The sequence below is a fragment of the Rhizobium sp. UFLA01-1127 genome (assembly GCF_059803845.1).
In genome coordinates this window covers 37,101-59,145 of sequence record NZ_JAUQTZ010000023.1, presented here as the reverse complement: position 1 = coordinate 59,145, position 22,045 = coordinate 37,101, and the positions used below count along the sequence as shown (strand labels likewise).

17 protein-coding genes are annotated in these 22,045 nt (G+C 60.3%); 4 read left to right on the top strand and 13 right to left on the bottom strand.

Translation table 11 applies throughout. The features are described from left to right. Positions 1 to 1,250: chromate efflux transporter (gene chrA, locus Q4Q11_RS08345; RefSeq protein WP_498569180.1), on the bottom strand; the 1,250-nt coding region annotated here is incomplete at its 3' end. A gap of 6 nt (positions 1,251 to 1,256) precedes the next feature. Next, on the bottom strand, positions 1,257 to 2,069 hold the full coding sequence (locus Q4Q11_RS08340; RefSeq protein WP_113213862.1) for a sulfurtransferase/chromate resistance protein: 813 nt from the start codon (positions 2,067 to 2,069) through the stop codon (positions 1,257 to 1,259). A 377-nt stretch (positions 2,070 to 2,446) separates the two neighbouring features. On the opposite strand from Q4Q11_RS08340, the gene Q4Q11_RS08335 reads away from it, so the two are divergent. After that, positions 2,447 to 3,469, top strand: coding sequence for an SAM-dependent methyltransferase (locus Q4Q11_RS08335; protein ID WP_498569179.1), 1,023 nt, complete (start codon positions 2,447 to 2,449; stop codon positions 3,467 to 3,469). An 88-nt stretch (positions 3,470 to 3,557) separates the two neighbouring features. On the opposite strand, the gene Q4Q11_RS08330 is transcribed toward Q4Q11_RS08335, so the two are convergent. Both Q4Q11_RS08330 and Q4Q11_RS08325 read right to left on the bottom strand, forming a co-directional pair. Then, positions 3,558 to 5,474 (bottom strand): DEAD/DEAH box helicase, encoded by a 1,917-nt coding sequence (locus Q4Q11_RS08330; RefSeq protein ID WP_498569183.1) that lies wholly within the window; start codon positions 5,472 to 5,474, stop codon positions 3,558 to 3,560. Between the two features lie 352 nt (positions 5,475 to 5,826). Next, positions 5,827 to 7,779 carry an acetoacetate--CoA ligase gene (locus Q4Q11_RS08325; RefSeq protein WP_498569178.1) on the bottom strand — a complete coding sequence of 651 codons (1,953 nt, stop codon included), beginning with the start codon at positions 7,777 to 7,779 and terminating at the stop codon, positions 5,827 to 5,829. A gap of 166 nt (positions 7,780 to 7,945) precedes the next feature. Here Q4Q11_RS08325 and Q4Q11_RS08320 point away from each other — a divergent pair, with 166 nt between their 5' ends. Continuing rightward, positions 7,946 to 9,850, top strand: a complete 1,905-nt coding sequence (locus Q4Q11_RS08320; RefSeq protein ID WP_498569177.1) for an AsmA family protein — start codon at positions 7,946 to 7,948, stop codon at positions 9,848 to 9,850. Between the two features lie 107 nt (positions 9,851 to 9,957). Here Q4Q11_RS08320 and Q4Q11_RS08315 read toward each other — a convergent pair whose 3' ends face one another. The 5 genes from Q4Q11_RS08315 to Q4Q11_RS08295 all read right to left on the bottom strand — a co-directional run bounded on the left by Q4Q11_RS08315 (position 9,958) and on the right by Q4Q11_RS08295 (position 15,213). Further along, positions 9,958 to 10,773 (bottom strand): ABC transporter permease subunit, encoded by an 816-nt coding sequence (locus Q4Q11_RS08315; protein WP_498569176.1) that lies wholly within the window; start codon positions 10,771 to 10,773, stop codon positions 9,958 to 9,960. A 3-nt stretch (positions 10,774 to 10,776) separates the two neighbouring features. Further along, positions 10,777 to 11,688 (bottom strand): ABC transporter permease subunit, encoded by a 912-nt coding sequence (locus tag Q4Q11_RS08310; protein ID WP_113213867.1) that lies wholly within the window; start codon positions 11,686 to 11,688, stop codon positions 10,777 to 10,779. A gap of 2 nt (positions 11,689 to 11,690) precedes the next feature. Further along, complete coding sequence (locus Q4Q11_RS08305; RefSeq protein WP_498569175.1) at positions 11,691 to 12,833, bottom strand: ABC transporter ATP-binding protein; 1,143 nt, start codon at positions 12,831 to 12,833, stop codon at positions 11,691 to 11,693. Positions 12,834 to 13,061: 228 nt separating this feature from the next. Continuing rightward, positions 13,062 to 14,150: a polyamine ABC transporter substrate-binding protein gene (locus Q4Q11_RS08300; protein ID WP_498569182.1), complete on the bottom strand. Its 1,089-nt coding sequence runs from the start codon at positions 14,148 to 14,150 to the stop codon at positions 13,062 to 13,064. A gap of 190 nt (positions 14,151 to 14,340) precedes the next feature. Next, the gene (locus Q4Q11_RS08295) at positions 14,341 to 15,213 is read right to left on the bottom strand and encodes a LysR family transcriptional regulator (RefSeq protein WP_498569174.1); all 873 of its coding nucleotides are present in this window, start codon (positions 15,211 to 15,213) and stop codon (positions 14,341 to 14,343) included. A gap of 89 nt (positions 15,214 to 15,302) precedes the next feature. Between Q4Q11_RS08295 and Q4Q11_RS08290 the strand changes: the two genes are divergently transcribed. After that, positions 15,303 to 15,560 carry a hypothetical protein gene (locus Q4Q11_RS08290; RefSeq protein ID WP_112512390.1) on the top strand — a complete coding sequence of 86 codons (258 nt, stop codon included), beginning with the start codon at positions 15,303 to 15,305 and terminating at the stop codon, positions 15,558 to 15,560. Here Q4Q11_RS08290 and Q4Q11_RS08285 read toward each other — a convergent pair. The 4 genes from Q4Q11_RS08285 to Q4Q11_RS08270 all read right to left on the bottom strand — a co-directional run bounded on the left by Q4Q11_RS08285 (position 15,536) and on the right by Q4Q11_RS08270 (position 20,468). Next, entirely contained in the window at positions 15,536 to 18,073 is a 2,538-nt protein-coding gene (locus Q4Q11_RS08285; protein WP_112512391.1) for a methyl-accepting chemotaxis protein, read from the bottom strand. The genes Q4Q11_RS08290 and Q4Q11_RS08285 overlap by 25 nt on opposite strands. A gap of 320 nt (positions 18,074 to 18,393) precedes the next feature. Continuing rightward, the gene (locus tag Q4Q11_RS08280) at positions 18,394 to 18,537 is read right to left on the bottom strand and encodes a hypothetical protein (protein WP_498569173.1); all 144 of its coding nucleotides are present in this window, start codon (positions 18,535 to 18,537) and stop codon (positions 18,394 to 18,396) included. A gap of 166 nt (positions 18,538 to 18,703) precedes the next feature. After that, a complete protein-coding gene (locus Q4Q11_RS08275) occupies positions 18,704 to 19,216 on the bottom strand; it encodes an ankyrin repeat domain-containing protein (RefSeq protein WP_113213870.1) in 513 nt (170 codons plus the stop codon). Between the two features lie 70 nt (positions 19,217 to 19,286). After that, positions 19,287 to 20,468 (bottom strand): BaiN/RdsA family NAD(P)/FAD-dependent oxidoreductase, encoded by a 1,182-nt coding sequence (locus tag Q4Q11_RS08270; protein ID WP_498569172.1) that lies wholly within the window; start codon positions 20,466 to 20,468, stop codon positions 19,287 to 19,289. A 137-nt stretch (positions 20,469 to 20,605) separates the two neighbouring features. Here Q4Q11_RS08270 and Q4Q11_RS08265 point away from each other — a divergent pair, with 137 nt between their 5' ends. After that, positions 20,606 to 22,042: a glutamine synthetase family protein gene (locus Q4Q11_RS08265; RefSeq protein ID WP_498569171.1), complete on the top strand. Its 1,437-nt coding sequence runs from the start codon at positions 20,606 to 20,608 to the stop codon at positions 22,040 to 22,042. Positions 22,043 to 22,045 lie beyond the last annotated feature (3 nt).

Here is a 22,045-nt window from a genome sequence, read left to right as displayed (position 1 = left end):
CTCCAAGAACCGTAGGTGAAGCTCGTGGTCTCACGGAACAGCACATGGAGCCCAAACCAAATGGCAAGGTTCAGGATGACGCCCACCACGGCTGCCGTTATTGCCGACATGGCCCCGGTCAGAGCAACATTCCCGCGCATCTTCTCGATGAAGGGCGCACCTGCGAAAATCCAGAGGAAGCTCGGCAGGAAGGTGACCCATGTTGTCAGCACGGCGGCAAGGGTTGCTGCCGCAAGAGGGTTGAGGGTGCCGGGATTGCGATGACCTGCCAGGAAGCCGACGAACTGGGTTACCATGATCAGCGGTCCAGGGGTCGTTTCAGCCATCCCCAAACCGTCCAGCATCTCGCCCGGCCGCAGCCAGCCCAACTGCTGCACTGCCTCCTGCGCGACATAGGCCAGCACGGCATATGCCCCCCCAAAGGTCACGATTGCCATTTCGCTGAAGAATATCCCGATTTTGGAAAAGACGTTGTCGGGGCCGAGCGTAATGAAGATGGCCGCGACCGGAATAAGCCACGCGGCCGCTAATGCACCTGATGTCTTCAGAGACCAGGCAAGGTTTGGCCGCGCGTGCAAAGGAATCTCCTCGCCAAGAGCCGAATCTCTGTCTTCCAGAATCGTCCCCGAGCCAGATTTGTGCCCGCCGCCTGCCTTGAAGGCCGCAATCCCTCCGCGAGAAGCAAGATAGCCTATAAGGCCTGCCGCGATGATGATGAGCGGAAACGGAACGTGCAGGAAGAAGATCGCGACGAAAGCGGCGGCGGCCAACGCAACCATAGCCTTGCTTTTAAGGGCTCGGCTGCCGATACGGAAGACGGCCTGGATGACGACCGCCAGCACGGCGCATTTTAGCCCGAAGAACATACCTTCGATAAAGGTCAGGTTCCCAAACAGGACATAGACATAGCTGAGCGCGAGGATCGCCAGGAAACCCGGCAGAACGAATAGCGTGCCTGCAATCATGCCGCCGTACGTCCTGTTCAGCAGCCAGCCGATATAGATGGCAAGCTGATGCGCTTCCGGCCCCGGCAGCAGCATGCAGTAGTTCAGGGCGTGAAGGAACCTATGCTCTCCGACCCATTTCTTCTCGTCTACGACGATGCGGTGCATGACCGCGATCTGTCCCGCCGGTCCGCCGAAGCTCAAGGCGGCAACACGAATCCAGACCCTTACGGCCTCACCGAGAGGCACGACATCCCGTTCAGCCGCACTTGATCGTGCGGCCACATTCTTTACGAGGTTGGTCATGCTCTCTCATACCTTCCTCGGGTTTGGCCAGTTGTGCGTCTCTTCCGTCGCGTCGCGGCACCAGCGATAGAAGGCATCATACAAGGTCATGCCGGCTTCCAGTTGCGCCAGGTCGTCATTGAACATGCGCGAAAGCCCGAGTGACGCCGCAAGCAGCCCGGGGGCTTCCGGTGCCAGGTCGGGGCGGGCGGTATCGGCGCCCCGAACGATGGTTGCAAGGTGAAGCAGAGGTTCGCTGCCGAGGCCGAATTCCTCGATCATGACATCGAAGGTGCACAGCTCGCCGCGATGGCTCCAGAAAACGTCCTCGATATCGAATGGTGTTGCCTTGAAGCGATCGGCAACAGCCGCAACTTCGGCTGCCGGAACGAACAGGAAGATTGCCGCGGGATCGATGAAGCGCCGGATCAGCCATGGGCAAGCGATGCGATCGATCTTTGGCCGAGCCCTTGTTACCCACAGGGTCCTCCCCTCGGCATCGCGGGGAGGTAGCTTCTCTTCGGCTACCAGCATGCCCTTCGCGGCTCGCCATGCTTCGAACCCGCCTTCAAGGACTTCTGCCTCCTTTCCGAAGACACGTAAATGGGCGGCAACTCCGTGGCCGAGTTTCTGCCCCTTCTGACAGAGGACGATAGCAGGCCCGGCCAGTTCATTTGCCCAATCGGTGACCGTTCGATAGTCGCGCCGGATCGAACCGGGAATAAGACGGGGATCGGCAGCGAAATCCTCGTCGTTGCGAACGTCGATGATCGTCGGCGAGTTCGGCGTACCAATGATACGATTAAGCTTGTCGGGTGTGATTTCCAGAAATGACGGCATAACGCGTCCTCCGTTGGCTCGGGTTCAAGGACGCGATTCTTCGGCCGTAGCCTCGTGGGGTGATCGCAACCCCATGAACAATCTTCTGCCTGACATGCTCCGAATGTCAAGCCGAATAACCGTTTGCTGCACCAGGCAGACATTTTCTCAACATCCGCAGCCCGCTCACAGATTGCTCGCGACGCCGCACTTGTTGCGAAATCCTGCGTCAAGCACGGGAGGCCGTGCTGACTTTGGCCGCGCCTCCGCCCAAGCATATCTGATGTATCTTTTCAGTATTAGCGATGACAAACTTAAACTCGGTCGCCTTTTGTGAGATAAGTCATCATTGCGACCGACTATTCCGGTCGGTCATTGGACATATAAAGGGGGATCCGATGTCATCGACGGCAGTAGAAGCAGGCGTGGGCGAAGTTTCGCCCAATCTAGTGGTCGATGCGATGTTTGCGTGCCGAAAGACGGCCGCCATCGTAGCCGCCATAGAACTCGATCTTTTCACCTTGATCGGTGACGGCAGCAACGCTGCATCCTTGGCAGCCGCAACAAATGCAGCCGAACGAGGCGTGCGCATCCTGTGCGACTATCTCGTTGTGAACGGCTTTCTCACGAAAACAGGCGATCGATACGCTCTGACCCCATCCAGCCGAGCCTTCCTCGACCGGCATTCGCCAGCCTATATGGGCGCAGCCATCGAATTCCTGGCCGCACCGGAAATCCTCAAGCAGATCCTGGATGATCCGACTTCCTATGTCCGCAACGGCGGATCCATTGGATTGGCAAACATGTCTCCGGACAATCCGGTGTGGGTGAAATTTGCTCGCGGCATGGGCTCGTTCACGGGCGGCAGCGCGATCAGCCTCGCCGCCGAAATGGCCAACTTGCCCATGCAGCCAAGGAAGATACTCGATATCGCCGCAGGGCATGGGCGTTTCGGGATCGAGATGGCGAAGGCTTTTCCTTCGGCCGAGATCGTCGCAGTCGATTGGGGTTCCGTTCTGGAATTGGCCAAACATAATGCGCGGCAATTTGGCGTCGCTGAACGCTACAAGATCATTCCCGGAAGCGCATTCGAAGTCGACTGGGGCGCGGACTATGATCTTATCCTGCTGCCGAATTTCCTGCATCACTTCGACCTGGAAACCTGCGCCGCATTGCTTAGGAAGAGCCGGGCAAGCCTGAGCACCGGCGGCAAGGTGGTTGCTGTGGACTTCGTGCCGAACGACGATCTCGTCTCGCCACCCTTCCCGGCCGCTTTCTCATGGGAGATGCTGGCCAGCACGCCAAGAGGCGAAGCCTACACGCAGAAAGATTTGGCCGAGATGGCCAGGCGTGCCGGTTTTCAGAATGTGAGGGTAAAGCCATTGCCACCATCGCCGTCGAGCTTGATCTTTTTCGAGTAGCGATGCCCGGAATACCGGTCTCCTCTTGCCGGGAGATGCGGAGATAGCGCCAAGGGGGCTGCCGCCCCCTCGAGCCCGGTGGCAGAAATCAATCCCCCTCAGTCCGCGCGGCCTTGCGCTTGGCTCTCGAATTCGGCTTGCCTGCTTGTGGGCCGTCGTTCTTGGCGAAGTTCGACTTGCCGGGCTTTTTAGCCCAGGGCTTCTTGTCGGATCGTTCGGAAACGCCGCCCTCGCCCGCATGCGCCCTCTCCGGCTTGCGGTCGGACTTCCATTTCGGCTTCGGGCCATCGTTCGAACGAGGTCCCTTGTCGGCGAAAGGCTTCTTCTTTGCGAAGCCACCTTCCCGCTTCGCCTGGAAATCCGGCATGCCGGCGAGCTGTTTGACGCGGATGCCACGCTCCAGCGTCTTGTCCGGGCCGATAGCCGAAAGGAAGCGTTCGGCACTATCGGGCGCAAGTTCTACGAAGGTTTCCTCGGGCTGCATCTTGATGGCACCGATGTCACGCTTGGTCAAATTGCCGTTGCGGCAGAGCATCGGGATCAGCCAGCGCGGCTCGGCATTCTGTTTGCGGCCGACGGAGAGCGATACCCAGACGCCGTCGGTGAAATCGTTTCGTCCTGCGGAAGAGCCCTCATCGCGAGGCGTGACCGGGAAATCGTCCCGACGCGGCTTCCTGCGCTCACCTTCGGCCGGCACGTCCTGCAGTTCCTCGGGCGCTGAATGGCCGGCGCGGTATTGCCGCAGGAATGCGGCGGCAACCTGCTCGGCGCCATGGCGCTGCAGCAGCTGCTGCACGATCGATTGTTCATCTTCGGCAAGTGCGGCAGTAAAGACCGGATCGGCAAGAAGACGCTCATCGTCGCGTTGGCTCACTTCCTCGGCCGACGGCGGCTTTGCCCAGGTGGCGCGGATGCGGGCGGCTTCCAGCAGGCGTTCGGTGCGACGACGGGCACTCAGCGGCACGATCATGGCGCTGACGCCCTTGTTGCCGGCGCGGCCGGTGCGGCCGCTGCGGTGCAGCAGCGTTTCCGGATTGGTCGGCAGATCAGCATGGATGACCAGCTCCAGCCCCGGCAGATCGATGCCGCGGGCGGCGACGTCGGTGGCGATGCAGACGCGGGCACGGCCGTCGCGCATGGCCTGCAGCGCGTGCGTGCGCTCGTTCTGGCTGAGCTCGCCTGAGAGCGCAACGACCGAAAAGCCGCGATTGTTGAACCGCGCTGTCAGGTGATTGACGGCAGCGCGCGTCGAGCAGAAGACGATGGCGTTGCGCGCCTCATAGTAGCGCAGCACGTTGATGATGGCGTTTTCCCTGTCGCTCGGTACCACGGACAGCGCGCGATAATCGATATCGACATGCTGCTTGGCTTCGGACGCGGTGGCAATGCGGACGGCATCGCGCTGATAGTTTTCGGCAAGCTTGGCGATCGAGCGCGGCACCGTCGCGGAAAACATCAGCGTGCGGCGCTCGGAGGGCGCAGCTTCCAGGATGAATTCCAGGTCCTCGCGGAAGCCGAGATCGAGCATCTCGTCAGCCTCGTCGAGTACGACGGCGCGCAGTTGCGATATGTCGAGCGAGTTGCGGCGGATGTGATCGCAGAGACGGCCGGGCGTGCCGACGACGATATGAGCGCCGCGCTCCAGTGTCCGCCGTTCCGTACGCATGTCCATACCGCCGACGCAGGAGGCGATCGTCGCGCCGGTCAGCCCGTAAAGCCACTCCAGCTCGCGCTGAACCTGCAGCGCCAGTTCGCGGGTCGGCGCGATCGCCAACGCCAGCGGCGCGCCGGCGGAGGCGAAACGCTCCGAGCCCTCGAGCAGGCCTGGCGCCAGCGCCAGACCGAAGGCAACCGTCTTGCCCGAGCCCGTCTGGGCGGAAACAAGCGCATCCTTGCCGGCGAGGTCCGGATCGAGCATGGCCTTCTGCACGGGCGTGAGCGTTTCGTAACCGCGCTTTGCCAAAGCCTGGGCAATCGCAGGAGCGATGCCTTCGAATTCAGTCATCATCTGTCTTTCGGAATTCTTCGCGCACCAAGCGGCGGCGATCATCGTGGCTCGCACGTCGCGAGCCTCTTCTTTACGTGAGCACATACTTGCTCGACGAGCCAATGTACAGAGCGGACGCGCCTCCGCACCGGCGAAATGAAAAAAAGGCAGCGAAGCGCTGCCTTTGAAGTTGATGCTGTCTAAAGCAAGCTCGAGTCGGTGAACTTCATGTCTCGGGAGCCAAGAGCAGCTCCAATCCGCTCCAGCTCATGCGAACGGCCTCAAGTTAGCCTTTACTTTTGACCAAGCTTTCTTAACGCGGGGTTACCAGATGAGGGTCATCGTTTGCCCCTCAATTTTAAGGTCCGCCTTAATTCTTCAGCTCTTCCAGCCCTGCAAAGAGATCCAGCGCTTCCGGATTGGCGAGCGCCTCCTTGTTCTTGACCGGGCGGCCGTGAACGACCTCCCGCACGGCAAGCTCGACGATCTTGCCGGATTTCGTGCGCGGAATATCGGCAATGGCGATGATTTTGGCCGGCACATGGCGCGGCGACGCGCCGGTGCGAATGCGGGTCTTCATCGCCTTGACCAGATCCTCCGTCAGAGAGACGCCGGCGGCGAGACGGACGAACAGCACCACGCGGACATCGTCATCCCAGTCCTGACCGATGCAGAGCGCTTCCAGAACTTCCGGGATCTGCTCGACCTGATTGTAGATCTCGGCCGTTCCGATGCGCACGCCCCCCGGGTTGAGCGTCGCATCCGAGCGGCCGTGAATGATGAGGCCGCCATGCTGCGTCCACTCGGCGAAATCGCCGTGGCACCAGATATTGTCGAAGCGCTCGAAATAGGCGGCACGATATTTGGCACGTTCCGGATCGTTCCAGAACATGACCGGCATCGAGGGAAAGGCCTTGGTGCAGACCAGCTCACCCTTTTCGCCGCGCACCGGCTTGCCTTCGTCGTTCCAGACATCGACGGCGAGACCGAGGCCTGGTCCCTGGATTTCGCCGCGCCAGACCGGCTGAAGGGGATTGCCGAGCACGAAGCAGGAAACGATATCCGTGCCGCCGGAAATGGAAGCGAGCTGAATGTCGTCCTTGATGCCCTCGTAAACGAAGGAGAAGCCCTCGGGCGACAGCGGCGAGCCGGTTGAGGTCATCAGCCGCAGGCTCGAAAGATCGTGTGTGGTCTTCGGCGTGAGGCCGCTCTTGTGGACGGCATCGATATATTTGGCCGACGTGCCGAACAGCGCGAATTTCTCTTCCTGGGCATAGTCGAACAGGATGTTGCCGTCGGGAGCGAAAGGCGATCCGTCGTAGAGGCAAAGCGTGGCGCCGGCGGCAAGGCCCGTCACCAGCCAGTTCCACATCATCCAGCCGCAGGTGGTAAAATAGAAGACCTTCTCGCCCGGCACGACGCCGCAATGCAGGCAATGTTCCTTGATGAGTTGCAGCAGCGCGCCGCCGGTGGAATGCACGATGCATTTCGGGACGCCGGTCGTGCCCGAAGAAAACAGGATGAACAACGGATGGGAGAAAGATACGGGTTCGAACTCGACCGTTTTTGCCTCGAAGGGCGCAACCAGATCATCGAGGGTCCGCGCACCAGGCGTCGCGGCGACGACCGCCTCGGCATCACCTGCATAGGGCACGATGACGGCAGGCGCCTTCAGGCGCTGCGCAACGGCGCTGATCTTGGCGCTGACGTCCTGCAATTTACCGCCATACCAATAGCCGCTGCAGGCGATGAAGAGCTTCGGCTCGATCTGGCCGAAACGGTCCATCACACCCTGCTCGCCGAAATCCGGAGAACAGGAAGACCAGATCGCGCCGATCGACGCTGCGGCAAGCATGCAGGCGATGGTTTCCGGCATGTTCGGCATCATTGCCGCCACGCGGTCCCCCTTGCCGATGCCCTCGGCACGATAGGCCTGCTGCAGGCGTGATACCATTGCCGCCAGCCGGTCCCAGGACCAGCGATCGCGCACCTTGTCCTCGCCCCAGAACACCAGCGCATCGCCTTCGCCGCTTCGCGACAACAGGTTTTCGGCGAAATTCAGCTTGGCATCGGGAAAGAAGCGGGCATCCAGCATGACGTCGCCATCGACGAGCGCCCGGTCCCCGCGTTCGCCCTTCAGGCCGCAGAAATCCCAGACGGCGGTCCAGAAGTTCTCCCGGTCGGCGATCGACCAGGCGTGGAGGCCGGCAAAGTCGGACAAAGACAGCCCGAAACGGCGGTTGCATTCCTGCATGAAAACAAACATCGGGCTCTGGCGGCGAAAATCTTCCGATGGCGTCCAGAGCGGCGGCTGGTCCTGCATATTTCTCTCCTCCGGTTTTCGCTCTATATAACAATGCTGCAGCGCATTATAAAGCCAGGGTGGTGCGGGTATTGCCGATGCATGATGTTTGCATCCGCCAAATATTTCCTATATCCGGCAAGCATAGACAGAGCATCCCTATCAGTTCGAGAGTCTCCACGGGATCATGAGAGCGTCGAGAAACAACAAGTGGCGGTTGACGATGCGATCGGCTTCGCGCTGGCTGCCAACCGTCGCTCGCACGACCGGCATCATTCTTCTCACGATACTTATCGTGTTCGCTGTCTTCAGAGCGACCGCGCCTTTCCTGATCTCAAGCGGGCTGGTGCGTTCCGGCATCGAGAGGGTGCTTTCGGAATGGACGGGATATCGCGCCCAGATCGAAGGCGATCCGACGCTGGATTTCTGGCCTTCGCCGCGTGTGACGCTCAATCAGGTCACTATCCGCGAGCCGACGAGGAACGGTAAGGTCCTCGGCCATGTCGACAGTCTTTCCGCGGACTTTTCACTGTGGTCGGCAATCCGCGGCCATGCGCATTTTCATGAATTCCATTTCCTGCGCCCGATCCTCTATATCCGCCGCGACGAAAACGGGCTGATCGACTGGACGAACGAGGGCCGCCTTTCCAAGGCGATCGAACAGGCCGAGGCTTCATCCGGCGGGGGGCTGGAGATGCGGAAGGATCAGGACGCCGCCATCGGCATGCTGACCATCGAAGACGGCAGCATCGAGATGACCGACGAGCGCAGCGGCAACGTCTACAAGCTGAACGCCGTCAACGCCGATATTTCGTGGCCGAGGCTCTCCCAGGCGATGACCGCGGTAATCCTCGCGCGTTTCAACAACCAGGACATCAAACTCAATTTCAACTCGACCCAGCCGCTGCTCTTCTTTGCCGGCAAGAATGTGGATACCAAAACCAGCTTCGTCTCTCCGCTGATCAGCTGGACCTATGCCGGCATTGCCAGCATATCGGATTTTTCGGCGCTTTCGGGCAATCTGGAACTCAGCGTGCCGAACGTGCCCTCCTTCCTCGCCTGGAGCGGACAACACCTGCCGGCCGCCGACGCTCTCAAGAATGTTTCGCTCAACGCCGATATTGCCGCGATCGACAACGGCCTGCGCTTCAACAATCTCAATTTCAAGGTCAATGATTCCGCAGCCTCCGGCATCATGGATCTGAACTATAGGTCGAGGGGCAAACCGAAGGTTTCCGGCACGCTCGCCTTCGACCAGATGAACCTCAATCCGTTCCTGGCGGCCTTCTCCATGCGCCTTGCGGCCGAAACAGCCATCGATGCCCTTCTGAACGGCAATCCGCTGCAGCGGCTCGACCTCGACATGCGCCTCTCGTCCAACAAGGCGTCACTCGGTCCCTTCCAGTTCGAAAATATCGGTGCAAGCCTGCTGGTGGCCGGCGGCAAGGCGAAGTTCGATATTGGCGACAGCGGCTTTGAGGGAGGTTCGCTGACCGCGCATCTGGAGGTCGCCCCGGGAGACTTCGACGGCGGCGGGAAACTGCAGATTTCGATCCGAAATGCCGATTTCGGCGGCCTCTTCACGCGGCTGAAACTCATAGGGCCGCTGCCGATGCCATCGTCGGGTTCCCTCGATCTCGCGCTCAGCACCTCCAAGCCGATCTGGGTCGCCACGCTCAGCGATGTTGCCGGCACGATGCACTTCACTTCGGCGGCTGGGTCGTTTCGGCAATTCGACATCTCCGCCTTCCGGACGCTTGCCACGGAGAAAGCCTTCTTCCGGATGAGCGATATTGCCAATTCATCTTTCGACTTCGACAGCATCAATGTCGATGCGAGTTTTGCGAAGGGGTCGGCCGAAGTAAAAAATGCCTCGGTCAGGGGACGTAACGAAACGGTCACGCTCAACGGCGTCGTTCCATTCCGTACCAATGGTCTTGCACTCTCGGGCGCGATCGAAGCGACATCGCCTTCCAATGCGGACGAATTGCCGATGCTGCCCTTCTTCATCGGTGGCACCTGGCCGAACCCGGTCGTCTCGCCGGTCGCCACGCTTCTGCAGAAGCCGGCGCAGCCGCCACAGCAGCAATAGAGTTCAGCCTTCCTATAGAAATTCCGCACTGCTCTGCCGCTTTGTTTGCTCGCAATTGCGGACGGAAAACGCCGCGCATTTTTCCTGGAATTTTTCGGGGTCGCGCCTCAGGCCATGGCGGCGGCCTGCTCGTCCCTCTGTCTCTGGACCTCGCGGCGCTTCGTCGCGATGGAAGCGCAGATGACGCCGACGGCGACGACGCCGATCAGGATCGTGCAGATGGCATTGATCTCCGGCGTCACGCCAAGCTTGACCTGACTGTAGATCAGCATCGGAAGCGTCTTGGCGCCGGCGCCGGATGCGAAGGTCGCGATCACCAGATCGTCGAGCGACAGCGTCACGGCCAGCACCCAGCCGGAGAAGACGGCCGGTGCGATGATCGGCAGCGTCACCTCGAAGAAGGTGCGCACCGGCGGCGCGCCGAGATCCATCGCGGCTTCCTCGATGGAACGATCAAAGGTCAACAGGCGCGATTGCACGACGACGGCGACGAAGCACATGGTCAGCGTCGTATGCGCCATGACGATCGTCCAAAAGCCGCGATCGACGCCTGACGTGACGAAGAGCAGCAGCAGCGACAAGCCGGTGATGACGTCGGGCATGACCAGCGGCGCATAGATCATGCCAGAGAACAGGATACGGCCACGGAAACGCGTGTAGCGCACCAAGGCGATTGCCGCAAACGTGCCGAGCACGGTGGCAATCGTTGCCGACAGGAGAGCGATGCGCACTGTCAGCCAGGCGGCATTCAGCATGGTGTCGTTGCTGAAGAGATGCACGTACCATTGCGACGAGAAGCCGCCCCAGACGGTGACCAGCCGGGAGCTGTTGAAAGAGTAGATGACCAGCAGCAGGATCGGCAGATAGAGGAAGGCCAGGCCGAGCGTGACTGAGACGATGTTGAAGCGGGACCAGCGGATCATTTGTTATCTCCCCTTCTCATCGGCCTTCGCCTGGAAATGCTGGAAGAAGACGATGGGCACCACCAGCACCAGCAGGAGGATGGTCGCCACCGCCGAGGCCAGCGGCCAGTCGGTGTTGCTGTAGAATTCCGTCCAGAGCACCTTGCCGATCATCAGGGTTTGCGAGCCGCCGAGCAGATCGGGAATGACGAACTCACCGACGGCCGGGATGAAGACCAGCATGCAGCCGGCGATGACGCCGGGAAGAGAAAGCGGAAAGGTGACGCGCCAGAAGGCGCCGATCGGCGTGCAGCCAAGATCCTGTGCCGCCTCGATCAGCGTGCCGTCCATCTTCTCCAGCGCGGAATAGAGCGGCAACACCATGAAAGGCAGGTAGGAATAAACCATGCCGATATAGACGGCGGTATTGGTGTTCAGGATGACGAGCGGCTCGTGGATGACGCCGAGCGCTATCAGGAGCTGGTTCAGCAGGCCCGTCGTGCTCAAGATCGACATCCAGGAATAGACGCGGATCAGGAAGCTCGTCCAGAACGGCAGGATGACCAGCATCAGCAAGGTCGGCCGGATCGTGCGCGGCGCCTGCGCCATGCCGTAGGCAATGGGATAGGCGATGATCAGGGTCAGCAGGGTCGAGATGCCGGCAATCTGAAGGCTCTGAAAGTAAGCGTTCAGATAAAGCGGATCGCCCGTCAGCCACACGTAATTATCGAACGACATGGTCTGCAGCTTGTCCCACCAGTCGCCAAAACTGTCCGTCCAGTTGAAGGATGGATCGTAGGGGGGAACGGACATCGCCTTCGTCGACAGCGAGATGCGGAAGACGATGAGGAAGGGCGCGAGAAAGAAGATCAGCAACCAGGCATACGGGACGATGATGACGAGGCGCTGATAGATTAGGGAACCGAGCGCTCTCATGGTCAATCCTTCAGCAAGACGCCGGCATTTTCGTCGAAGGAGACCCAGACGTTCTGGTCATAGGTGAAAGGCTCTTCCACCGCGCGCACGGCGTTCAGCGACGAGGCCTTGACCACCTGCCCGCTCTTCAGCTTGACGTGGAAAACCGTCATGTCGCCGAGATAGGCGATGTCCCATATCTCGCCTTCGGCGGCATTGAGGGATGGGTTGGCCGGCGGACGCGGCGCAACCCTAAGCTTTTCCGGGCGGATGGCGAGGCTGGCGCGACTTCCAACCGATGGCGCATCTCCGGCAGCCGTGCGCACGGTGAAACCCGAATCGACCGATAGCTCGACCATGCCAGATTGCGCCGACGTGACGTTACCGTCGAGGATGTTCACATCGCCGATGAAATCGGCAACGAAGCGGCAATTGGGCGCCTCGTAGATCTCGGCCGGCGTTGCCACCTGCACCACCTTGCCGTGGCTCATGACCGCGATACGGTCGGCCATGGTCATCGCCTCTTCCTGATCGTGGGTGACGACAACGAAGGTCAATCCCAGGCTCTGCTGCAGATCCATGAGTTCGAACTGCGTCTCTTCGCGCAGCTTCTTGTCGAGCGCGCCAAGAGGCTCGTCGAGCAGCAGCACCTTCGGGCGCTTGGCAAGCGAGCGCGCCAATGCCACGCGCTGGCGCTGACCGCCGGAGAGCTGGTTGGGCTTGCGCCTGGCAAACTGCTCCAGCTTGACGAGCCTCAGCATCTGCCCGACACGATCGGCAATCTCATCCTTCGGCATGCCGTCCTGGCGAAGGCCGAAGGCGATGTTCTTTTCCACCGTCATGTGCGGAAACAGCGCGTAGGACTGGAACATCATGTTGACGGGGCGGCGATAGGGCGGCGTCCCGGCAAGATTCTGGTCATCCAGTACGATCTCGCCCGTCGTCGGCTGCTCGAAGCCTGCGAGCATGCGCAGCAGCGTGGATTTGCCGCAGCCGGAGGCACCTAGAAGGGCGAAGAATTCACGGTTGTAGATGTTCAGGGAGAGGTCGTCGACGGCGGTAAAGTCACCGAATTTCTTCGTCACGTTCTTGAAGGAAATGTAGGGTTTGGCCGAAGGGTCGGTCCAGGGAGCAAAGGAACGCCGGATGTTACCGAGTGACTTCATTATCTATCCCCAAATGGATGCCCGGACGGGCTTTTCCGGAGCATTTCCGCGTTGTTCGAATCTCGGAAATGTCTGTCTTTTTGTTTCTTCCGCATTCCGATCGGAAAACCGCCGCGCACTTTTCCCCGAAATGCATTGCGCCGGCTCTTCCCCATCCTGGCGCAGCCGTGATTCCCACACGACCCTCTTAAAGAAAGGCCCGGACGTTGCCGTCCGGGCCGCTTCGATTTATTGGCCTGTCGTGACCTTTGTCCACAAGCGCGTCGCCACACGCTGCGTTTTCGGATCCCAAGGGGTCAGGGTGAACAGTTTCTCGCGCACCGCGTCGGTCGGGTAGACAGACGGGTCGTTCAGCACGTCCTTGCTTACGAACTGCTGCGACGCCTTGTTGCCATTGGCATAGGCGGTGAAGTTGCTCGCCTTGGCGACGACTTCCGGTTTCATGATATAGTTGAGGAAGATATGCGCCTCTTCGACATGCGGCGCATCGGCAGGGATCGCCATGACGTCGAACCACATCTGCGCGCCCTTGGTGGGGATCGAATAGCCGATGTTCACGCCGTTCTTGGCTTCGGCGGCACGGTTGCGAGCCTGCAGCACGTCACCGGAATAACCGAAGGCGATGCAGATATCGCCGTTCGCCAGCGCGTTGATATATTCCGAGGAGTGGAACTTGCGAACGAAAGGACGGATCGCGGTCAGGAGATCCTCGGCCTTCTTGAAGTCTTCCTGTTTGGTCGAGTTCGGGTCGAGACCCAGATAGCGCAGAGCGGCCGGAATGACGTCCGTCGGGGAGTCCAGCACATAGATGCCGCAATCCTTGAACTTGGCGGCCAGCGCGGGATCGAAGATCACGTTGATGTCGGGCGCGGCATCGGTGCCGAGGATCTGCTTCACCTTGTCGACATTATAGCCGACGCCGCTGGTGCCCCACATATAGTCGATGGCGTATTGATTGCCGGGATCGTAAGTGGCGATGCGCTGCTGCACCGTATCCCACATGTTGGAGATGTTCGGCAGCTTGGATTTGTCCAGTTTCTGGAAGACGCCAGCCTTGATCTGGCGTTGCAGGAAGTAGGCGGTCGGGACGACGACATCATAGCCGGTCTTGCCGGCCAGCAGCTTGGTTTCCAGCGTCTCGTTCTGGTCGAAGGTGTCGTAGACGACCTTGATGCCGGTTTCCTTGGTGAAATCCGACAGGACCGAATTATCGATATAATCCGACCAGTTATAGATATTGACGACCTTGTCTTCCGCCTGAGCGACCGTTGCCAGCGAAACGACCGCAAAAGCCGTTGCTGCAAGCCGTGCGAACATGGACTTCATAGTCTCTCCTGTTTGTTCAAGGGCATCCAGGCGATACCCAACCCTCTGTTTTTCCCGTTAGACTAGAAAGGAAATCGGAAGGCGACAAGGGGAAAAGCATGGCCCTGGCCTCTTTCACGGGTTTGTCGGAGACCGGCAGGGAAACGCAAAATGAGCGAAGACAGGCTACCGAGCCGCAAGCTCATGCATATGTCGGTCGCTTGCCCGCAAATAGCTCGGCATGGCTTTTCAGCAGCTTGGCCATACGGTCGACCACGGTCCGGATATCCCGGCGGTGGCGATCGGCATCGTTCATGACGATCCACTGCCGATGGCGCAGCGATGCGATCTCCTCGCCTACCCGCTCCAGCCGCGGCTCCTGATCGCCAACGAAGCAGGGTAGAACGGCAATACCCGATCCGGCCAGCACCAGATCGTGCAGCGAGCGCGGACGGCTGACCGTGAAGGCGATCTCTTCGCGCTTGTTCTGATGCGGCCATCGCAGATAGGCCGACACGGCCTCCTCCTCCGCCACGGCGATCCAGCGTTGCGGGCCGGCAAAGCCCATGTTGCGGGCCTGGTAGGCGGCATAGGCGACATCTCCGATCTTGATAGCGGCGAGATTGGTCTCTTCCGGTTCGAAGGCGCGGATGCCGACATCGCTTTCGCGATGGGCGAGGCTAGCGCGGCGTTCGCCGAGATGCAGATCGATGCGGAAGCCATCCCGCTGCGAGCAGATCGTCGGCATATTCTGGCTGAGCAGCCAGCCGACCCAGGTTCCGGCGGCGATGCGGACGATCGACGCGCCCTGCGCGTCGCGCTGCCAGCTATCGACCTTGCGGGCAGCGGCCTCCATCTCCAGCAGCTGATCGAACAAGGCCTGGCCGTCTCCCGTCAGCGCATAACCCGCCTGGCTGCGCTCGAAAAGCGGGCGGCCGATCTGCCCCTCCAGTTCCAGCATGCGCCGGCCGATCGTCGCCGGGCTCAGGCCGCTCGAAGCGACCGCGCCCGTCAAGCCGCCGCCACGGGCGACATCGAGAAAAAGCTGATAGGAATTCCAGGTCGTGTTTTTCATCGTTGAAAAATATAGGGCGAAAACGGCTGTTTATAAAGAAAATTCCGATGTGTAATTGAAGGGATGCCTCAAAAACATGGAGACATCTCATGCTGGAAAGCATCGCTTTGGCCAAGGCCATCGAACTACAGAACCGGGCGCGTGAACAACAGTGGCGCCGCAAGGAGGATCTGTTCTACCTCGTCCATGCGCGGGAACCCCTGCCCTTCTTCCTATGGCTCGGGCGGATATTTGCCTCAATGCGCGGCCTTAACAGGACAATAAAAAAGGCGGATCGGCCGGAGACCAGCCGATCCGCCTATGACAGCAGCGATTGCCGGGATCAGGCGGCCTGCTCGCGCATATAGCCTGCGCTGTGTCCGGCCTCGATCTTGAACTGCTGGATGAGATGCAACAGGGCGTCGGCTTCGCCGGAGAGTTCGCGGCTTGCTGCCGTGGTTTCCTCGACCATGCCGGCATTCTGCTGCGTCATCTGGTCCATGTGGTTGACCGAGGAATTGACCTCCTGCAAGGCGCCCGCCTGATCGTGGCTGGCACGGGCGATCATTTCCACATGCTGGCTAATGGTGACGATCTGGCTGCTGATCTGTGCGAGAACCGAACCGGCCTCCTGGACGAATTGCGAGCCGGAATTGACCTCCTGCGTCGACTTGTTGATCAAGCCCTTGATTTCCTTGGCCGCAGCGGCCGAGCGCTGTGCCAGTTCGCGAACCTCCATGGCGACGACGGCGAAGCCCTTGCCGGCATCGCCGGCGCGGGCAGCTTCGATGCCAGCGTTGAGCGCCAGGAGATTGGTCTGGAAAGCGATCTCGTCGATGACGCCGATAATCTGTTCGATCTTGCGGGACGCATCTTCGATGCGCGTCATCGCGTCGATGGCGTTGCCGACGACGACGGAGCTGTCATCGGCGCTGCGCTTGGCTTCGCGCACGATGGCGTCCGCATCCTTGGCGCGCTCGGCGGACGAACGGACCGTGACCGTGATCTCGTCGACAGCCGCGGCGGTCTGCTCGAGAGAGGCGGCCTGCTGCTCGGTGCGCTTTGACAGGTTCTCGGCGGAGGCGGCCATCTGAGCGCCGTTGCTTTGGATCATCTCCACATTGCTGCGGACCTGGCTCAACGTCTGCTGCAAGCGAGACAGCGAGCTGTTGAAGTCCTGCCGGAGCTGCTCGAGACGACCGATGAAAGGTGTGTCGATCGTTGCCGAGATATCGCCCTGGGCAAGGCGCTCGAGACCGGCGGCAAGCTCGCTGACGGCGTAGTCGATCTGGCGGTCCAGTTCGCGCTTTTCAGCGTCGTTGCGCTGGCGCTCATGCTCCGCGGCCGCGCGTTCCTCGTCGCTCTGCTCCTCGATGCGGATCTTCGAAATGGCGTTTTCCTTGAAGATGCCGAGGGCGCGCGCCATGTCGCCGATTTCGTCATGGCGCTGCTCGCCGGAGATCGAAGTCTCCAGCATGCCGTCGGCGATGCGGCGCATCGCGGCGGTGATCTGACCGATCGGGCGCTGCAGGGTCAGGACAAGCGCGATGCCGCCGGCAACCGAGAGGATGATGCCGAGAGCGGTTGCGAGGATGGATATGGAGTTTGCCTGGTTGCGCTCGGTGCCTGCGCTCTGCTTCTGGGTCTCGGCGAAAGCGGTGAGCTGGCCCCACACCTGATCGAGCTGCTGGCGGGCGCTGGCATATTCGCCGATCCGCTGGGTGATGGTATCGACCAGTTTGCCGCCGGCGGCGTCCATCGACTTGATCGCCGGACGAATGGCCGAGTCGATGTCGCTGGCGAAATCCATGCTCTTGGCGCTCTGGTTCAGCGTATCGATATCGCCGCCGAGCTTGGAGACTTCCTGGCGCAGGCGCACGAGGTTGTCCTTGTTCGTGTTGGCGTTGAAATCCGCCAGCACGAGCTGCAGCGAATAGATGGAATCCTGCAGGCGGCGCGTGTCCTGCAGAACCGAATTGGTCTGCGCGACGCGGGCATCGAGGGACACGAAGGTCGTGGTCGCCTGCCGCATCATCTGCGTTGCCGTCAGCTGCGTATAGGTCGAGGTCTGACGGAAACGCGAAAGCAGCCGGCCAATATTGGCAACGGTTTCGTCCGTCGGCGCATCGGCGCTTTCGGTGAAGGCGGCAAGATCCTTGATCGTGCCCGCCAGCGACTGGACGACGCTTTTCTGGTTCTGCGGCAATGCGAGGTCGATGGAGCGTTGCGCTTTGTTCAGATCCGGCAAACGATCCTTCAGAAGCTTGACCTTGTCGGCCGGCGTGGCTGCCTTGTTGAAATCTTCCGCGACGGAGGCCAGCATATCGCCGCCCTTCAGCAGCCGGTCGGCCGAGCGCAGGGTCGAGGTTGCGTCCGCCTGATCCTGGCGCATCCGGTCTTCAAGCTGCTGGCTGTTGAAGTTGACGTTGAAGCGGGCGCTGATCAAGGCGCGCTGCGCGTCGTCAATCGTCTTGCGCACGGAGAGCTCCTGCTCGTGCAGCGACCACAGCCTGCCGACGAGATTGGACATTTCAGCGGTCTTGGCAATCGCCTCGTTCAGATTGTCGCGGCCTTCCGCTTCCTGGCCAAGCTGCCCTAGCGTCGCGTTGAGCACGCCCTGCTGGGATTTGATGTCCGCATAGAGCTTGTCGCGTTGCTGCGTGTTGGTGATGCGCAGGAAGTCGTCCATCGAACCGTAGAGATTCTTGAAGCCGGTCAGCGATTGCAGCACGCTGTTGGATATCTCCATGCGCCCCTGCAGCAGGCCCGACGCATAAAGCCCCGTGAGGCCTACGGCAGAAATGCTGATAACGAACGGCAGAACGAATATCAGAACCTTCGTCTTGATCTTGAAACGCGACAATATCTTATCAATGAACATAGTGGCCCAGACCTCTCACACACCGCTCCCCCGTCGACGCCGCCTCGGCGCTGACCGGATGTATAACCATCGTTCTTGAAGTATCTGCAGGCAGGGATCCCGAGTGATGTCAGGAAGCAATCATTGCTTCAGCTCCAACTTGCAGTAGAGCACCCCAATAAATCGCCTGAGATTGTCGGTGCGATTAATTAATTTTCAGATAAGGGAGGGCGCGTAACCCGCAACATACAATCAAACGCTGAAAACGAACGGAAAATCGCTATCCGCACGGGCACAGGCCGTCACCCAGCGACGGCCAAGAACAATAAAGCGGCTCGATATCAGTAGCCGCGTACCGCCAGCAACGCAATGCAGGCAGCGGTCACACCGGTCGCCAGCATCAAAAGTCTCGCAACCATGAGCTTGGTATTGTCACGGGTTTGAGCGATTGCAATGGCACGAGCACGACGCTTTGTTCTGTTCATGAGTATATTCCCATTTTCGCACTGACACGATAACCGGCAAAAGGCCGCTCCCGCAACAGGCAACATACAAAACAAAAATGTAGGAAAAGAAAACGGCGAAACCAGAGGTTAGCCACGAGCTTTGCGGCTAACCGTAACAGGTTCGGGATTTGTGCGGCCAAGCGGGCTACTTCAACAATGCGGCGATTGCCGGATCTGTAGCCATTTCGGCGGCCGTCTTGCCGCTGGTCGACTTGATGGTCTTGTCGGCGCCATCCTTCAGCAAAGCCTTGACGACGGCCGGATCGCGCTGCTGGGTCGCCATATGCAGCGGCGTCCAGCCATCGAAATCGCCTCGTGCATTGATGTCCGCGCCTTTGGAAACCAGCAGATCAATCATGTCGGCAGGGCCGTAATAGGCGGCAGTATGCAGCGGATACCAGCCTTCCGTCGTCTTCAGGTTCACCTCGGCGCCGCAAGTCAGCATTTTCTTGACGAGATCGGCCTTCTTGTCACGTATCGCAATGGCGAAATTCGTGTCGCCTCCCCTATCCCTGCCGTTGGGATCCAGCTTCTTGCACTGCCCGGAGGCAGCGCCGACTCCCGATGCCGTGACGGCAAGCATGCCAAGCGACATTGCTGCGGCCGCCGCAATGCCTGAGAGAGCGGCGCGGCGGAGTATTTTGGCTCTGAACGTCATGATTGCCCCATGGAATATTTCGCGTCAGAGGCGTTCTTTGCCCGCTTCGCCGCCCATTGGCAAGGTCAATTCAGGCCGCCTCGCCTGCGACATGGCCGGACGCCCACGCCCATTGGAAATTATAGCCGCCGAGCCAGCCCGTCACATCGACGCACTCGCCGATGAAAAACAGGCCGGGAATGGTCTTTACCTGCATCGTCCGCGAATCGAGGCAGGCCGTATCGACGCCGCCAAGCGTCACTTCCGCCGTGCGATAGCCTTCGGAGCCCGATGGTTTGACACGCCACGACTGGATGGCTGACCCGAGTTGCTGCAGGCGCTTGTCGGATTGATCGGCCATGTTGCCGGTTATGCCTTCGCTCTCGACGATATGCTGTGCCAGGCGTTTCGGCAGGATTTCCGCAAGCGCCGTCTGCGCCGATTGCCGGCCGCTCGCCTGCTTGGCTTTCTTGAGAAGCGCAAGGATATCGATATCGGGCTCGATCGCGACGGTAATCTCCTCGCCCTCCCGCCAATAGGAGGAAATCTGCAGGATCGCGGGACCGCTGAGGCCGCGATGGGTAAAAAGCAGGGCTTCGCGGAAGGATGTCTTGCCGTGGCGGATCTCGGCAGGCGCGGCGATGCCGGACAGCGGCGCCAGGCGCTGAAGCAGTTGCGGATCGAGCGTCAGCGGCACGAGGCCGGGCCGGGTTTCGACCACAGGCAGGCCGAATTGCTCGGCAATGCGATAGGCAAAACCGGTCGCGCCCATCTTGGGGATCGATTTGCCGCCCGTGGCGACAACCAGCGAGGATGCTTCGAAAACGCCTTCGGATGTATGGATACGATAACCGCCGGCACTTTTCTCGATGCTGCCGATCTCCGTTCGCAATCGCAGTTCCGCGCCAGCCGCCTGCATCTCGTCGGTCAGCATGCGGATGATGTCCTTGGCGCTGTTGTCGCAGAAAAGCTGGCCGAGCGCCTTCTCATGCCAAGCGATGCCGTGGCGCTCGACCATGGCGATAAAATCCTGGGGCGTGAAACGAGCCAATGCCGATTTGGCGAAATGCGGATTGGCCGACAGGAAGTTCTTCGGGCCAGCATTGATGTTGGTGAAATTGCAGCGGCCGCCTCCGGAAATGCGGATCTTTTCGCCCGGCGCTGCGGCGTGATCGAGCACGACGACGGACCGCCCGCGCCGGCCGGCGCGAATGGCGCACATCATGCCTGCCGCACCCGCGCCGAGGACGATCACATCATATCTGCCAGCCACACTTCAGCCCTTTATTCTTCGCCGTACGCTCTCGTCATTTTTCCATCATACGGCGAAAGTCCGAGCGGTTTTCCCCCTCGCCAATTGGCAAACTGCAGTTATGATGCACTCACCGATTAACCCAAATACGGTGTTTTATGCCCGCTAGAAAGACCCCGCTGAAAGCTTCCATACCCGTCTCCAAAACCCCTACGGTACCTCCTGGTCTGAGATCGGCGCGCGGCGTGGCAAACTGGAAAGAAGCGGCCCAATGGCTGCGGGCGCGCGGGATCGAGGACATAGAATGCATCACGCCCGACCTTGCCGGCGTGCCACGCGGCAAGATGATGCCGACTTCGAAATTCACCTCCAACACCTCACTGGCGCTGCCGTCGGCGATCTATCGACACACGATCTCCGGCGAATATCCGGAGGAGACCGAAAGCTTCCGCTACGAGCCGCGCGACAGCGACCTGAAGCTTGTACCCGACCTGTCGACGCTTTCGGTCGTGCCCTGGGAGAGCGATCCGACCGCGCAGGTGATCTGCGATATCGTCAACTCCGAAGGCCAGGAAGTCTCCTACACGCCGCGTAATGTCCTGAAGCGGATCATGGGACTCTACCGCGAGCGCGGGTGGAAACCGGTGGTGGCACCGGAAATCGAATTCTACCTCGTCGCCAAGAACGACGATCCGGACTATCCGCTGCATCCGCCGAAAGGCCGCTCCGGCCGTTCCATCCTTGGCGGTCAGGGCTATTCGATCGCCGGCATCAACGAATTCGACGAACTGATCGACGACATCTATCATTTCTCCGAGAAGCAGGGTCTGGAGATCGACACGCTGATCCATGAGGAAGGGCCGGCGCAGTTGGAAATCAACTTGCGTCATGGCGATCCGATCGAACTTGCGGACCAAGTGTTCATGTTCAAGCGCACGATCCGCGAGGCGGCGCTGAAGCACGGCATTTATGCAACCTTCATGGCCAAACCGATGCAGAGCCAGCCGGGATCGGCCATGCATATCCATCAGTCGGTCGTGAACATCGAGACCGGCAGGAACGTCTTCACCAATCCGGACGGCAGCCCCTCGCCGGAATTCTTCCACTTCATCGGCGGCATGCAGCGCTATGTGCCGAATGCGCTTGCCATGCTCGCACCCTATGTGAATTCCTACCGCCGACTGGCGCCGAACATGTCCTGCCCGGTCAACAATGCCTGGGGCTACGACAACCGCACCACCGCCTTCCGCGTGCCGGTTTCCGATCCGCAGGCGCGGCGCGTCGAAAACCGGCTGCCGAGCTCCGACGCCAATCCCTATCTGGCGCTCGCCGCCTCGCTCGCCTCCGGCCTGCTCGGCATCATGAAGCAGGTGGAGCCGACGGCGCCGACCGAGGATTCCGCCAACGAAGGTTCCATCGACCTGCCGCGCGGGCTTCTCGAAGCCATTGCGCTCCTGGAAGGCGAGCCGGCTTTCGAAGAGGTCCTGGGCAAGGACTTCATCGACATCTATGTCGGTGTCAAACGCGGCGAATTCGAAACCTTCATGCAAGTGATCAGCCCGTGGGAGCGGGAATTCCTTCTGCTCAACGTGTGAAGG

Excerpts from the sequence above, each read along its gene's own strand:
- Q4Q11_RS08265 (WP_498569171.1), top strand. The coding sequence starts at position 20,606 with ATGCCCGCTAGAAAGACCCCGCTGAAAGCTTCCATACCCGTCTCCAAA.
- Q4Q11_RS08280 (WP_498569173.1), bottom strand. The coding sequence starts at position 18,537 with ATGAACAGAACAAAGCGTCGTGCTCGTGCCATTGCAATCGCTCAAACC.
- Q4Q11_RS08305 (WP_498569175.1), bottom strand. The coding sequence starts at position 12,833 with ATGAAGTCACTCGGTAACATCCGGCGTTCCTTTGCTCCCTGGACCGAC.
- Q4Q11_RS08315 (WP_498569176.1), bottom strand. The coding sequence starts at position 10,773 with ATGATCCGCTGGTCCCGCTTCAACATCGTCTCAGTCACGCTCGGCCTG.
- Q4Q11_RS08295 (WP_498569174.1), bottom strand. The coding sequence starts at position 15,213 with ATGAAAAACACGACCTGGAATTCCTATCAGCTTTTTCTCGATGTCGCC.
- Q4Q11_RS08275 (WP_113213870.1), bottom strand. The coding sequence starts at position 19,216 with ATGACGTTCAGAGCCAAAATACTCCGCCGCGCCGCTCTCTCAGGCATT.
- Q4Q11_RS08310 (WP_113213867.1), bottom strand. The coding sequence starts at position 11,688 with ATGAGAGCGCTCGGTTCCCTAATCTATCAGCGCCTCGTCATCATCGTC.
- Q4Q11_RS08300 (WP_498569182.1), bottom strand. The coding sequence starts at position 14,150 with ATGTTCGCACGGCTTGCAGCAACGGCTTTTGCGGTCGTTTCGCTGGCA.
- Q4Q11_RS08320 (WP_498569177.1), top strand. The coding sequence starts at position 7,946 with ATGAGAGCGTCGAGAAACAACAAGTGGCGGTTGACGATGCGATCGGCT.
- Q4Q11_RS08340 (WP_113213862.1), bottom strand. The coding sequence starts at position 2,069 with ATGCCGTCATTTCTGGAAATCACACCCGACAAGCTTAATCGTATCATT.
- Q4Q11_RS08290 (WP_112512390.1), top strand. The coding sequence starts at position 15,303 with ATGCTGGAAAGCATCGCTTTGGCCAAGGCCATCGAACTACAGAACCGG.
- Q4Q11_RS08330 (WP_498569183.1), bottom strand. The coding sequence starts at position 5,474 with ATGACTGAATTCGAAGGCATCGCTCCTGCGATTGCCCAGGCTTTGGCA.
- Q4Q11_RS08285 (WP_112512391.1), bottom strand. The coding sequence starts at position 18,073 with ATGTTCATTGATAAGATATTGTCGCGTTTCAAGATCAAGACGAAGGTT.
- Q4Q11_RS08325 (WP_498569178.1), bottom strand. The coding sequence starts at position 7,779 with ATGCAGGACCAGCCGCCGCTCTGGACGCCATCGGAAGATTTTCGCCGC.
- Q4Q11_RS08335 (WP_498569179.1), top strand. The coding sequence starts at position 2,447 with ATGTCATCGACGGCAGTAGAAGCAGGCGTGGGCGAAGTTTCGCCCAAT.